Source organism: Paenibacillus sp. FSL E2-0201, from assembly GCF_037963325.1.
Taxonomy (GTDB): Bacteria; Bacillota; Bacilli; order Paenibacillales; family Paenibacillaceae; genus Paenibacillus_AQ.
Genome location: NZ_CP150154.1, coordinates 4,675,234 through 4,688,803, shown reverse-complemented (window position 1 = coordinate 4,688,803; position 13,570 = coordinate 4,675,234). Strand labels below are relative to the sequence as shown.

The window sequence follows — 13,570 nt, the reverse complement described above, 5'->3', positions numbered from 1 at the left end:
CTATTTTGTTTAGTGCAACCTTTCCCAGTTTTTAGCGTCAAAACGGATACAGTCCTTTTTAAAAATATAAGAGGGTATGAGTTTCATTCGGTACCTCTTATATTTTTTGCAAAGACAGAGACCCCCTTTTTTCAAGGAGGCATTCTCTCATTTGCATGAAGGATCTATCCGTTTTTTCTTTTTTTTAGATACATATTTTTTAGATTTGGGGAGGAATTATGAATTATCGTAAATGGATGTTGAGCTTGTTAGTACTTATGTTGTTTCTGCCTTTATGGTCACCTGGTGCACGCGCGGCAGCGGTGCAAATTACCATTGAACTGGATGGAGAAGCTCTGGTAAGTGATGTGCCCCCGTATATCACAACCTCCAATGTAACGATGGTGCCCATTAGTGTGATCAGTAATGGATTAAATGCCGGCGTAGTATGGAATCAAATGAATAAGACTGTAACGATCACTCTAGGGGAGACGGTCCTTAAGCTAACGAGCGGCAAGAAAAATGCTTTGGTAAACGATGCCTCAGTAGCGCTGGATACATCTGTGCAGATTAAGCAGGGGCGGGTAATGGTACCGATTCGTTTTGTAAGTGAGCAATTGGGACTGCAGGTGTTATGGCATCAGGTGAATAAGCATATCTCCTTGTTCTCCAACACGGAACCCCCACAATCTGTCGATCCAGGAACACCAACGACACCAACGACACCAATAACACCAACAGTACCAACGGTGCCAACGATACCCACTATCCCTGGTGGATCGACTAGTAAGGAAATGAAGGGGGCTTGGATTTCCACCGTATTCAATCTGGACTGGCCTTCAACGTCTTCGGCAGGAAACGAAGCGAAGCAAAAGCAGGAGTTTGATAATTTGTTAGACAAGCTAAAAGCCGTTGGCTTTAATGCTGTGTTTGTGCAGGTTAGACCTTCAGCAGACAGTCTGTATCCATCGACTTTAGTTCCTTGGTCTAAGGTATTGACGGGTACACAAGGGAAGAATCCGGGATATGATCCTCTAAGCTATATGGTCAGTGCTGCGCATTCCCGCGGCATGCAGTTTCATGCTTGGTTCAACCCATTCCGTGCAACGACGGATGCTTCCACCTCAACGATAGCAAGTAACCATGTGGCAAAAGAACATCCAGAATGGATTGTGAATGCCGATGGTAAGAAATACATTAATCCAGGTATTCCGGAGGCTCGTGAGCATATCATCGACACGGTGATGGAAGTGGTTAAAGGTTACGATATCGACGGTGTCCATTTGGATGATTACTTTTATCCTTCCAATGTTACTTTTGCCGATGATGCTGCTTATTCTACCTATAATTCGAAAAAGCTTTCTAAAGCTGATTGGCGCCGAGATAATATTAATGAATTTGTCCGTCAGTTGGGAGAACAGATTCATAAGGTAAAACCTAAGGCTTCTTATGGAATCAGTCCTTTTGGAGTATGGCGGAATATTAAAAATGATAGTACAGGTTCGGACACTAGTGCAGGGGTAACTGCTTATGACAGCATGTATGCGGATGTTCGGACATGGATTAAGCAGGGCTGGATTGATTATGTCGCTCCGCAAATTTATTGGAGTCTGTCCTTTAGCACAGCGCGTTATGACAAGTTAGTAGATTGGTGGGTAAAAGAAGTAGAGAATACGAATGTTAAACTCTACATCGGGTTAGCTGGTTATAAGGTCGGAGCCAGTGATCAAAAGGCAGAATGGCAAAGTGGAGATCAAATTATTAATCAGCTCAAATATAATGAGAAGTATGAAGAGGTTGCAGGTAGTATTATGTTCAGAGCGAATGACGTCGTAGTCCGCAATCCGTTCGGATTGTCGAGCTTATTGACCTTTTATTTTAAGTCCTAATAGGTAACTGTTATTTATAAGGTGTCATGAATGTTCCCCCGTGCTCATAGATAAGCAATAGAATCTATGGAAACGGGGGATTTTTGTGTATGGAGATTAACGCAGTTTTTGAAGGAGGAGGCGTAAAAGGAATTTCCCTCGCAGGAGCAGTGGAAGCTACAGAAAGGGCAGGCTGGACTTTTAAAAGAGTAGCAGGAACCTCCTCAGGTTCGATTGTAGCCGCTTTACTAGCAGCGGGCTATGAAGGGGAGGAAATGTGTCGAATCATCCAAGGAACATCCTTTTCATCGTTTCTGAAGCGAGGTCCCGTTTACAATACTGCTATCGTTGGTCCTGCGCTTCGAGTGTTATTGAAGAAAGGATTATATTCTGGGGAAGCCCTGGAGTCCTGGGTAAGAGCATTATTACTGAAAAAGGGAATCATCACCTTCCGTGATCTGCCTGCCGGTAAATTATCCATCATCGCATCCGATATCACAAATGGAAGGATATTAGTCTTGCCAGATGGCTTGGAGCAGTATGGGATCTCTCCGGAGCATTTTGAAGTGGCTAAGGCAGTGCGAATGAGCTGCAGCATTCCTTATTTTTTTGATCCGGTCATGCTAAGACTTAATGGGCAAGCAGCAAGAGGGAAATCCTTTACTCAGCAATTTGTGTATGTTGTGGATGGTGGGCTCTTGAGTAATTTCCCATTGTGGCTATTTGACGGCAAGAATAACGGTAGCAAACAACCAGGGAATAAAATTCCTACGGTAGGTTATCAAACGGTAGGTAAGACGGATCCGCAGCCGCATAAAATCAACGGGCCATTCAGTATGCTCCAAGCTATGGTAACTACCATGCTCTCTGCTCATGATGAGAAGTTTATTGAAGGGGATAAATTTGTTCGCACGGTAAAAATTCCTACGCTTGGGATTGGGACGACTCAGTTTCAAATTACAAAAGCGCAAAGCGATGAATTGTATGCTGCTGGACTTAAAGCAGGGGAGGATTTCTTTAAGGAGTGGCGACCAAGATAACGAGCGAGCATCGACGTATAGAAAAAAAGCATCCCGCACGTTACTTAAAAACGTGGAGATGCTTTTTTGAGTTGGTATGAAGTTAGTGATACTTAGGAAGCTGATCGTCATTTTTTCCTTTACTTCCTTCGATCACTTGGAAAGGATAGCTTTTGCGTTTGCCTGGTGCAGCTTGATTCTTGCGAATTCCTGCTACCTTTGACATGGTCTTCTGAGAAGGCTTCACTTTAACCTTAGATCCATTACTGCTTCGAGCATATTTCCCTGGTCCCATTTTCTTGTAAGCATAATAAATGATCGTGAGCAGTACTAATGGGAGAATCAGCTTCGACAGCGTAAAGAAAGGGGCAGTCAACACTCCAATCACAAAACCGAAAATCGCAAGCGTAACCGTAATCCAAAAAATTAAAGCATGCCTGATCATAGATCACTCATCCTTTCGCAGGATCCAATATGCCACCGGACATACTTTCCTCCGTATACCCTCTTGCTTCAATCGCAGCATCAAGCTCACGCATACGGTTGAAAGAGGCGATAGATACTTCTACCTGATCGTCTTTTGGCTCTTTGGTTGTAAGGAGCTGCAGCCACAATCCAGGGTAACCCAGATATTTAAGACCTGGCACTTCTCTTACTGCATTGGTACCCTTCAGTACTTCAAACGATACACCAATTACGACTGGCAACAAGATAATCCGCTGGATTACACGTTCCCAAAGATTATCCCATGGCACTACGGAGTAAATAATCACCCCGAGGATAATCGTAAGCATCATAAAGCTACTTCCGCAGCGGTAATGCAGACGGCTGTATTTCTGAACGTTCTGAACAGTCAGTTCTTCGCCTGCTTCAAAGGCACTGATGACTTTGTGTTCTGCACCGTGATACTGGAACAGTCGCTTGATCACAGGTGTTTGAGAAATCGCCCATAAATAGACCAGCAAGAGAACCATTTTGATGCCGCCTTCTATGAGGTTGTGCAGTACGTAGTTATCAAATACATTTTTAAATAAAAAATCCTCTACAAATACCGGTACGAGCGTAAAAATGAGCTTTCCGAACAAGAAGGAGAGAATACCCATTACTGCTACGCCAAAAATCATTCCTAAGCTCCAGCCCTCATCCTTTTTCTTCGGCTTTGCTTTTTCCTTCTCCAGATCTTCCGGTTCCAATTCATCTTCGGCGTAGGATTCTGCTGAATAGTTCAAGTGCTTAGAGCCTTTAGCGCTGGCATCTATAATACTGACAAGGCCGCGAAGCAGCGGAATCTTGCGCAGTTTCGTGACCCAGCTCTTATCTGTTTTGGGTACCTCTAAAAATGTGATTTCCTGATTCTTGCGTCGTACGGCTGTTACATTGATATGCTTACCGCCGAACATGACACCTTCAATGACGGCTTGGCCGCCGTAACTGGGAGTTTCCTGGGACAACCAATTCACCTTCTCGTATTTAATATGATTTATATAATACATTGTAACTAATTTTTGATGACATTACTAGTTGGATCGCCTTTTGCTGTACATACTATCTTCTAGAGAGAGCGAGAGATAATTCAGTATTGAAAATAAAGAAAGCGAGGCAATTTCATGAGCAAATCTCATCAACAACAATCGGGGCATACAAATATTTGGCTTTTTGCACTCGAATTAGGTTTTTTTTCTGGATTGATTTGGGGAGGGCTTCACTGGCTTACCTATTGGTTCAGTTTTACCAAAGTCAGTCCTGGTTTTATCGCAGAGCCTTTTTATAAACATGAGTTTTTGACAACTGCGTTCGGACATTTCGTGGGATACATGTTTTTTATCGTATTTTCGGTGATCGCGTCCATACTGTATGTACTGCTTCTGCGCAAGCTGAAGGGACCTTGGCCAGGGCTGGTCTACGGCATTTTTTGGTGGGCGGTTATATTTATTCCTGGTTCTCAATTGTTTCTTATGCAGCCCCCATTCAAGCTGCCGTGGAACACGGTCATTAGTGAGTTCTGCATTTTTCTACTATGGGGAATGTTCATTGGATATACAGCAGCGATCGAGTATACGGACGAACGGAAGCGTGAGCAAAGTACAGCGCTTGCCTAACGGCGCGAAAAAACTTCTCAAGGGGATATCCCTATGTTAAAATACAATGTGGCTATTTCGAGAGGAGAATGAAAATGGGTAACAAGCGTGTCTCCAAGCTGCGTAAGGTTTTGCAGGATCAAGGATTGGAAGCAATGTTGATAACTAGCGGTTATAACCGCCGCTATTTAAGTGGATTTACCGGATCGTCCGGTTATGTACTGGTGACAAGTGATGATTGTTATCTGCTGACTGACTTCAGGTATATGACACAGGCCGCGGACCAAGCAGTGGGGGTAAAAGTTGTAGAACATGCAACTAAGTTCATTGATACAGTACGCGAGCTTCTGCCTTCTGGTAAAGAAGTACGTATCGGTTTCGAACAGGATGATGTTTCATTCAGCGCGTACACCTCATATGCAGAAGCACTTAAGCCGGCAGTGTTAGTCCCAGTTTCCAAGGCCGTGGAAGACCTTCGTATGTTCAAGGATGAGGAAGAGCTTGCCGTTATGCAACGTGCAGCAGATCTGGCCGATGCTACATTCAGTCATATTCTGAACGTGATCAAGCCGGGCATGACTGAACGCGATGTTGATTTGGAAATGGAATTTTATATGCGTACCCATGGTGCAACTTCTTCATCGTTTGATACGATTGTTGCTTCAGGCGAACGTTCGTCCATGCCACACGGAGTAGCAAGCAGCCGTGTAATTCAAGGCAATGAATTCATTACCCTTGATTTCGGTGCATTACTTGATGGCTATTGCTCAGATGTGACAAGAACCATCGCACTCGGAGCGCCGGATCCGAAGCTGAAAGAGATTTATGATATTGTGCTGGAAGCTCAGCTACATACGTTAGCACATATCAAACCGGGTATGACTGGACGGGAATGCGATGCCTTGGCACGTGATATCATTGCTAGCTACGGATATGGTGAACAATTTGGACACAGCACGGGTCATGGACTTGGAATGGAAGTTCATGAGTGGCCGCGTTTGTCCAAACTTAGTGACGATGTTATGCAGCCGGGGATGGTCGTAACTGTAGAGCCTGGTATCTATTTGCCAGGAATTGGCGGAGTACGTATTGAAGACGACATTGTGATCACGGAGAGCGGAATTTCGTTGCTGACCCATTCGTCTAAAGAATATACAGTACTGTAAGTAAGCGGGATGTATTAGATTAATTATGAATTTTGGAGGGATTTTTAGTGATTTCAGTAAATGATTTTAAGACAGGTTTGACCGTAGAGGTAGAAGGAGATATTTTTACCGTTATTGATTTCCAACACGTTAAGCCAGGTAAAGGCGCAGCATTCGTTCGCTCCAAGCTTAAGAACTTGCGTAACGGTAATACAGTAGAGCGCACATTCCGTGCAGGTGAAACAATTGGCCGTGCTATTATCGAAAACCGTGGCGTACAATATCTATATGCAAGCGGATCGGACCATGTATTCATGGATAACGAAACTTATGACCAATTCGAATTGTCTGAAAAGCAATTGGAATGGGAATTGAATTTCCTTAAAGAGAACATGACTGTAAACATCGTTAGTTACAAAGGCGAGATTCTCGGAATCAATCTTCCTACCAGCGTAGAGTTGAAGGTTGTTGAAACTGAGCCTGGCGTTAAAGGAAACACGGCTCAAGGTGCTACGAAATCGGCCAAGCTTGAAACTGGTCATAGCGTACAGGTTCCATTGTTTATCAACGAAGAAGATATCCTGCTCATTGATACTCGTGAAGGTAAATATATCTCCCGCGCGTAGGCAGCAGAATAATAACTTAGATATGATTATAATAACCTCCCCGTTTATACGGTGGAGGTTTTTTAATGTAAAGGAATGGACGATGGTGTTAGGGTTCTTGTTTGTCGAACAAGCTCGCATTAAAATATTGGAAGATGAGTAAAATAAGGCCAGACTAAAGATCGATGGCGATCTTATCTTTTTTGAATCCAGTATGGAAATTAATAATTTTTTTGTGAAACCATTAACGCAAGGCACTGTTTTCGTATTATACTGATTTAAAGCGGGAAACCGATTAGAAGCAACTACATAGACCGATATGGGGAGTGAATGGGACTTTGTCACTTTATGTTATGAAATTCGGAGGCAGCTCCGTCGGCGACACTGAACGTATGAAACGCGTCGCTAAGCGCATCGCAGACAAGCAAGATGAGGGACATCGCTGCGTTGTGGTTGTATCTGCAATGGGGGATACAACAGATGATTTGATCGATACGGCGAAGCAATTAAACGGGCAGCCGCCCGCGCGTGAAATGGATATGTTGATGACGACAGGTGAACAAATCTCCGTCGCTCTATTATCCATTGCCCTGCATGGGATCGGGCGGAATGCAGTTTCTTATACAGGATGGCAGGCCGGATTCCGGACAGACGAAACTCACGGCAGAGCTCGTATCAATGAAATTGACCCACGTCGTGTATTAGCCTCTTTGGAACGTGAACAGATCGTGATCGTTGCAGGCTTTCAGGGAATGACTGTGGAAGGTGAGATCACCACATTAGGACGTGGAGGTTCGGACACAACAGCTGTAGCATTGGCTGCTGCGATTGAAGCAGACGTATGCGAGATTTATACCGATGTCGATGGTATCTATTCCACAGATCCACGTATCGTGAAGACAGCGCGTAAGCTGAAGGAAATTTCTTACGATGAAATGCTAGAGCTTGCCAATCTGGGAGCAGCTGTACTACATCCACGTGCAGTGGAGTACGCTAAGCGTCATCAAGTTAAGCTGGTCGTCAGATCGAGCTTTAATCATAATGAAGGTACCGTTGTGAAGGAGGAAGCAAGCATGGAGCAAGGAGTCGTAGTAAGTGGTATTGCGTATGACAAGAACGTAGCACGTGTAAGTATTCTAGGAGTGCCTGATGTTCCGGGCGTGCTTGCTCAAGTCTTCGGCAAATTGGCTGAAGAGGGCGTTAACGTTGACATTATTGTACAAAGCGGTGTACAAAATGAGCAGGCTGACTTCTCATTTACGGTCTCTCTTGATGAGCTGGATCGTGCGAAAGAAGTAATTAAGCAAATTCATAAAACGTTGCCTTACCGTGAAGTTACGTCTGAGGATAACCTGGTAAAGGTGTCCATCGTTGGTGCGGGTATGGTCAGCCATCCAGGGGTTGCGGCTCAAATGTTTGATGTACTCTCCCAAGAGGGTGTGAGCATCAAGATGGTAAGTACGTCTGAGATCAAAGTTTCTTGCGTCATTGAATCTGGCAATTTGCCTTCAATCATTCAGGCGCTGCATACCGCCTACAATCTCGATACAACAGAGCAGGCTTTCGTCGGAGGTCCTAAGGATCGCCGATAAGAGCTACTGGGGAAATAAAAAAGATGCTTACAGCTAAATGGCTGTAAGCATCTTTTTTATTGTTTAGGAAATTATACAATACAAAAAAATGTGGATAACTCCGAAGAAAGAGGAAGGAGGGGTGAACGTGAAGAAGCAGGAGACATGGAATAAACGAGGAGTCAACCGTCAGATTCTAAAAACCGAGCGGACCTTATATCCTCCGAAATGCATGTTTTAGCCGAGCCTAAGGACAAATGTATGCGAAAAATCGAATACAATGTGCCGCCGGTAACGTAAACGAGCCAAATGTATGCGAAAAACCGAATACAATGTGCCGCTGGTAACGTAAACGAGCCAAATGTATGCGAATAATCGAATACAATGTGCCGCCGGTAACATAAACGAGCCAAATGTATGCGAAAAACCGAATACAATGTGCCGCTGGTAACGTAAACGAGCCAAATGTGTATGCGAAAAATCGAATACAATGTGCCACCGGTAACGTAAACGAGCCAAATGTATGCGAAAAATCGAATACAATGTGCCGCCGGTAAGGTAAACGAGCCAAATGTATGCGAAAAATCGAATACAATGTGCCGTCGGTAGCGTAAACGAGCCAAATGTATGCGAAAAATCGAATACAATGTGCCACAGGTAACATAAACGAGCCAAATGTATGCGGAAAACCGAATACAATGTGCCGCTGGTAACGTAAACGATCTAAATGTATTCGAAAAACCGAATACAAATGTGCCGCCGGTAACATAAACGAGCCAGTGCAGTTATTCGTCCTGATTCACCCGGGATGGACTTGTTATTAGGGAATAAGTGCAATACGGTCCGTACCTAATATATGTGCTTATTTCATCCAAATAAAGGCTATACGGTTGGTAAGTAAAGTGATTGCTTTCTCATACGAACACGAAGCGTATATTCATTAATTCCTTCACCAGTCTCAAGTTTGTAAATTTTCGAGAGGTATGAAGGATTTAGATACACACTTGAAGAGATAGTCTGTAGCGAAGCTGTACCTGGGTTCTGCGCTATGTATTCCTGGACCTTGCGGATAATCGAGTTTCGGGAATCCTTCTCTACACTGCTGACCGAGCGACGGTAGCTGGCGATGACACGTTCACTCCAGTTGCGCAGCTCATCTACTGTTTGCATAGGCTGACCGCTAGTAACGGTGTAGAAATCTTCACCGATCGTGTCGGCCAGCCATTTTTTGGTGCGATGAATAAGAGAAGAAATGGAAGAGGCAATGGCAAAGTAAGCTACGGTTCGATCGATCCAGGTGCGAAGCAAGCACTTTCTACACTAAAGACGTGGATGGAAAAAGGTTATATCACTAAAGATGCAGGTCTAGTCGATGAAAATGGTGGTTACGAACAATTCACTAAAGGTCAAGCCGGTGCAATTGTAGGCCGCAACTGGCTTCCTGACTGGCCGTTTGGGGATCTGCTGAACAACGTACCTGGTGCAAAATACAAAGCTTATGCTATTCCTGCAGGTCCTGATGGCAAAATTGGTACACAAAGTGGTAACCCGTCTGTTAACGGATGGATGCTGATCAATAAGGATTCGAAGCATCAAGAAGCATTGCTGCGTTATTATAACTTCTTATTCGATAACTGGGCAAATCCGCAAAAGGGCGGCATTTTCGAAAATGGTTTTGCTGAAGGTTATGATTATGCCAAGCAAGCAGATGGTACTGTAGTTAAGGACCCAGCGAAATATCCGGATCTATTCCCAGGCTATGGCGACCGGACACATTTAGTTGAACCGATCTACTACTCTCTTACTTTTGACGGTGCTCGTGAGCCGGGATTGTACGCAGAGACGATGAATAAACTGGCAAACGGTGGTACGCCTGAAACACCGTATGAGATTGCAACGGCTGCGGTTCGTAAACCGGAGAATATTGAAGCCATGAAGATCGTCTTGGAGCAGAAGGATATTCGTATGAAGAATTACTTCCAAGGGCCTCTGACCGAAACCATGAAATCCAAAAATGAGCTGTTGAAGAAATTGGTACTTCAAACGTACTCCAAGATCATTTATGGCCAATCCCCTATCGAAGAATTCGATACGATGGTGGCCAACTGGAAGAAATCTGGCGGTGATGAAATTACTAAGGAAGTGAACGACTGGTATATTTCCGCTAGCAAAAAATAAACAAATAGCAACCTATATAAATGAAAAGGAACGCTGCATTTAATCTGCAGCGTTCCTTTTCATTTATATACCAACATGGGAGGTAAGTCCCTGAAATTAACCTAATCGTCTGAATCTGCCCTGAATCTCAACAGTTTCTAGTACATTAACGAAAGCACTTGGGTCCGTATTAATTATAGTCTTTCGCAGCTCAGCAAGCTCATATCGAGTCGTTACCGTCATAAGCATGGTATTTCCTTCATGACTGTATCCACCTTCTGCATCGACGACAGTGATGCCATGGGGCAACTCTCTAAGACGATTTAACATCTTCTCCCGTTCTTTAGTAACGATGAAGCAGGTCAGTTTCACATGGCGAATATGGATCATATCGACTACTCTACTCTTCACAAAAATACAGAGCATAGCGTACAAAGCGGAGTCCCAGCTTTTAAAGAAGCCTAAGCTCAGAATAACCATACCATCCATTAAGAACATAATATTCCCCATCGGAATATCCCGTTTACGTGAAATAATCGAGCCTAATATATCAAATCCCCCGGAAGAGCCCCCTGTACGGAGAGAAAAACCAACACCGCCAGCAATAATTACCCCGCCGAAAATACTTGCCAGAATGGGGTCTTTGGTCAACTGCACCTCAGGAATAATGGTTATGAACCAGGTTGTAGCCACGACAGAAAGCAAGCTGAGTAAGATGTATTTTTTTCCCACTGCAATAAATCCCCAGACAATTAAAGGAAGGTTTATTACAAAATAAAGCTTGGAGATGTACTTCGGATCCGTTAAATAACCGACGACCGAGGCAACCCCTGCTACCCCACCGCTCAAAAGCTGATGAGGAATTAGAAACAATCGCATCCCGCTTGCAATTAAAAAGGCTGAAAAAATAATAATAGCTACTTCCTTAAGTGGTCTGACTACGGTACGCATAGATGGCGATAACCCGTAACTTCGAACTTGCATGACACAAATCCCCTCTTTTCTAATGTCTTTATAGTCTGCTCTTTTTGAAAATATAAACCCACTATATTTCCAATTAACAAGGATACCACAGATGGAAGTGTTCGTAAAAAATAATTTTATCGTACTGATTATATTTATTTATATAGGGGCGTACTATGAACTCTTTCACAGCGGGACTTGCAAATCTGTCATTTCTCCTTGTCTAAAGTGAGTAATTATCGCATATCCATGGATAAGAGAAAGACAAACAAGCCCTCGATATCATTTGGTTTGAATTTGTAAAAGTTAGGAGTGGAGTGGATTGGACAAGTATGTAAGTTGGATGGCAATTCTTCGAATGTTCTCAGGTAGTGCGGAGATTATAGCTGCGCTAATTATGCTGCGATTGAATCAAGTAGATAAGGCACTCGCAGTCAATTCTGGACTGGCTTTGGTAGGACCAACGATCTTGATATTGACGACAGCGATCGGACTTACAGGAATGGCTCAGCAGTTGTCCTGGAGCAAACTGGGCTGGGTGGGCTGCGGTGTAGCCTTTCTCTTAATCGGGATTCTAAAAAAATGATAGATGATAGGCATATTGAGCGCGTACAAGCATAAATATGGAATAAAGCAATTAGATAGAGGACAACTTGGGGGTACTTTGTATGGTAGATGATTGGCTGCAATTGTTTCCTGAAAAAGTAAGAGCACTGTTAAAGTGCCTTCCCCTTCCGCTACTTGGAATGGTGGAAGAGATTCGGGTCCGTGAAGGTCGTCCGCTGGAGATTAACTATTCAGGTAAATATCACTTTCTTAGAGCAAATGGCAGCTTAACACAAAGACCGGAAGAAGCCTATAGGCCGGATCGGGAGGACAGTCATAGACTGCTAGATCTGATCAGCAACCATTCACTATATACGATGGAAGAAGAGCTGAGAAAGGGATTTATTACGATTCCGGGCGGCCATCGAATAGGACTTGCTGGTCGGACGGTGTTGAGTGATGGGGGTGTTGAGCACCTAAGAGACATTACAAGCTTCAATGTCCGCATAGCCCGTGAGGTTCCCGGTATCGCGGATAAGGTGCTCCCTTATCTGCTGGACAAGGGGAGGCAGCGAATGATGCACACTTTGATTCTCTCGCCCCCACAGCACGGTAAGACAACACTTCTTCGCGATATCGCAAGACAAATCTCTTTAGGAGATTTGGGGAAGCGTGAAGGCGGAAGACCCGGTTTGAAGGTGGGGATTGTCGATGAACGTTCTGAGATTGCCGGAAGCAGACGCGGAATTCCCGCCTTTGATGTCGGTCCGCGTACAGATATTCTCGATGGTTGTCCCAAAGCAGAAGGCATGATGATGATGATTCGGTCCTTGTCACCGGATGTATTGATCGCGGATGAGATTGGTCGTCCTGAAGACGCCGATGCGGTAACCGAAGCGCTGCATGCTGGAATATCAGTCGTTGCTTCGGCTCACGGCAAAGAGGTAATAGAACTGGCTCGTAGACCGGGACTAGGGGGTCTATTGGAACAAAAGATGTTCGAGAGATACGTCATTCTGCATCGTTCAGAAGCGGGGCTCACCTTTCGTATTCTGGATGGGCAGAAACGCGGATTGCTGCTTATCTCTCCCGGGGATCGATTAGGCGGTGATTTACATGCTTAAGCTATTCGGTGCCGTGCTAATTGTGCTGGCAGGTACGCTGGCAGGGCTCCAATTTGCAAGACAATATGCAGACAGGCCAAGACATATTAGAGGTTTAATAGCAGCGCTACAGCGGCTAGAGACAGAAATTATGTACGGCTTTACCCCATTGCCTGAAGCTATGCGGCGTATTGGGATTCAGTCTAAGGAGCCGCTCAAGACGTTGTTTGTTAAAACAGCTGAAGAGATGAGCCCACCCCATGACCGAAGTGCCCAGGATGCCATCCAGAGGGCTATGGATACGCATTGGAAGACTACCGCAATGAAGGGGACAGAAAAAGAGATTTTCCGCCAGCTCAGCTGTACTCTCGGCACAAGCGATAGGTCGAACCAGAGCACTCATATCGCGTTAGCATTGCAGCAATTGAAGCAGGAGGAGTCGGTGGCCAGAGAGGATCAAGGCAAATATGAAAAGTTGAGTAAAAGCCTGGGTCTGCTGCTTGGAGCATTGATCGTCATTTTGATCTTTTAGCGAG

Annotated in this window: 14 protein-coding genes; 10 read left to right on the top strand and 4 right to left on the bottom strand. The window is 44.4% G+C overall.

Annotation, left to right across the window (positions count from 1 at the left end; translation table 11 throughout):
• Nucleotides 1-218: 218 nt before the first annotated feature.
• Together NSU15_RS21420 and NSU15_RS21415 are read left to right on the top strand one after the other, a co-directional pair.
• A complete protein-coding gene (locus tag NSU15_RS21420) occupies nt 219-1,868 on the top strand; it encodes a family 10 glycosylhydrolase (protein WP_339287473.1) in 1,650 nt (549 codons plus the stop codon).
• Between the two features lie 89 nt (nt 1,869-1,957).
• Nucleotides 1,958-2,887, top strand: a complete 930-nt coding sequence (locus NSU15_RS21415; RefSeq protein ID WP_339287472.1) for a patatin-like phospholipase family protein — start codon at nt 1,958-1,960, stop codon at nt 2,885-2,887.
• Between the two features lie 82 nt (nt 2,888-2,969).
• On the opposite strand, the gene NSU15_RS21410 is transcribed toward NSU15_RS21415, so the two are convergent.
• Together NSU15_RS21410 and NSU15_RS21405 are read right to left on the bottom strand one after the other, a co-directional pair.
• Nucleotides 2,970-3,311, bottom strand: a complete 342-nt coding sequence (locus NSU15_RS21410) for a hypothetical protein (protein ID WP_042129842.1) — start codon at nt 3,309-3,311, stop codon at nt 2,970-2,972.
• A gap of 7 nt (nt 3,312-3,318) precedes the next feature.
• Nucleotides 3,319-4,317, bottom strand: coding sequence for a DUF1385 domain-containing protein (locus tag NSU15_RS21405; protein ID WP_042129840.1), 999 nt, complete (start codon nt 4,315-4,317; stop codon nt 3,319-3,321).
• Between the two features lie 156 nt (nt 4,318-4,473).
• On the opposite strand from NSU15_RS21405, the gene NSU15_RS21400 reads away from it, so the two are divergent.
• The 4 genes from NSU15_RS21400 to NSU15_RS21385 all read left to right on the top strand — a co-directional run bounded on the left by NSU15_RS21400 (nt 4,474) and on the right by NSU15_RS21385 (nt 8,286).
• Nucleotides 4,474-4,965 (top strand): YqhR family membrane protein, encoded by a 492-nt coding sequence (locus tag NSU15_RS21400; protein ID WP_339287471.1) that lies wholly within the window; start codon nt 4,474-4,476, stop codon nt 4,963-4,965.
• 74 nt (nt 4,966-5,039) lie between these two features.
• Nucleotides 5,040-6,110, top strand: a complete 1,071-nt coding sequence (locus NSU15_RS21395) for a Xaa-Pro peptidase family protein (RefSeq protein WP_042129837.1) — start codon at nt 5,040-5,042, stop codon at nt 6,108-6,110.
• 47 nt (nt 6,111-6,157) lie between these two features.
• Nucleotides 6,158-6,715, top strand: coding sequence for an elongation factor P (efp, locus tag NSU15_RS21390; RefSeq protein WP_042129835.1), 558 nt, complete (start codon nt 6,158-6,160; stop codon nt 6,713-6,715).
• Nucleotides 6,716-7,032: 317 nt separating this feature from the next.
• On the top strand, nt 7,033-8,286 hold the full coding sequence (locus tag NSU15_RS21385; protein WP_339287470.1) for an aspartate kinase: 1,254 nt from the start codon (nt 7,033-7,035) through the stop codon (nt 8,284-8,286).
• 861 nt (nt 8,287-9,147) lie between these two features.
• Here the strand turns inward: NSU15_RS21385 and NSU15_RS21380 are convergent.
• Nucleotides 9,148-9,573 carry a hypothetical protein gene (locus NSU15_RS21380; protein ID WP_076121737.1) on the bottom strand — a complete coding sequence of 142 codons (426 nt, stop codon included), beginning with the start codon at nt 9,571-9,573 and terminating at the stop codon, nt 9,148-9,150.
• A gap of 24 nt (nt 9,574-9,597) precedes the next feature.
• Between NSU15_RS21380 and NSU15_RS21375 the strand changes: the two genes are divergently transcribed.
• Nucleotides 9,598-10,443 carry a hypothetical protein gene (locus NSU15_RS21375; protein WP_339287469.1) on the top strand — a complete coding sequence of 282 codons (846 nt, stop codon included), beginning with the start codon at nt 9,598-9,600 and terminating at the stop codon, nt 10,441-10,443.
• A 96-nt stretch (nt 10,444-10,539) separates the two neighbouring features.
• Here NSU15_RS21375 and NSU15_RS21370 read toward each other — a convergent pair whose 3' ends face one another.
• The gene (locus NSU15_RS21370) at nt 10,540-11,406 is read right to left on the bottom strand and encodes a YitT family protein (RefSeq protein ID WP_081390085.1); all 867 of its coding nucleotides are present in this window, start codon (nt 11,404-11,406) and stop codon (nt 10,540-10,542) included.
• 322 nt (nt 11,407-11,728) lie between these two features.
• Between NSU15_RS21370 and NSU15_RS21365 the strand changes: the two genes are divergently transcribed.
• From NSU15_RS21365 to spoIIIAB, 3 genes are all read left to right on the top strand, one after another.
• Nucleotides 11,729-11,971 (top strand): YqhV family protein, encoded by a 243-nt coding sequence (locus NSU15_RS21365; RefSeq protein WP_042132345.1) that lies wholly within the window; start codon nt 11,729-11,731, stop codon nt 11,969-11,971.
• An 82-nt stretch (nt 11,972-12,053) separates the two neighbouring features.
• Complete coding sequence (spoIIIAA, locus tag NSU15_RS21360) at nt 12,054-13,055, top strand: stage III sporulation protein AA (RefSeq protein ID WP_076121742.1); 1,002 nt, start codon at nt 12,054-12,056, stop codon at nt 13,053-13,055.
• Nucleotides 13,048-13,566, top strand: a complete 519-nt coding sequence (gene spoIIIAB / locus NSU15_RS21355) for a stage III sporulation protein SpoIIIAB (protein ID WP_042129830.1) — start codon at nt 13,048-13,050, stop codon at nt 13,564-13,566. The genes spoIIIAA and spoIIIAB overlap by 8 nt, the downstream gene beginning before the upstream one ends.
• The last annotated feature ends 4 nt before the right edge of the window (nt 13,567-13,570 follow it).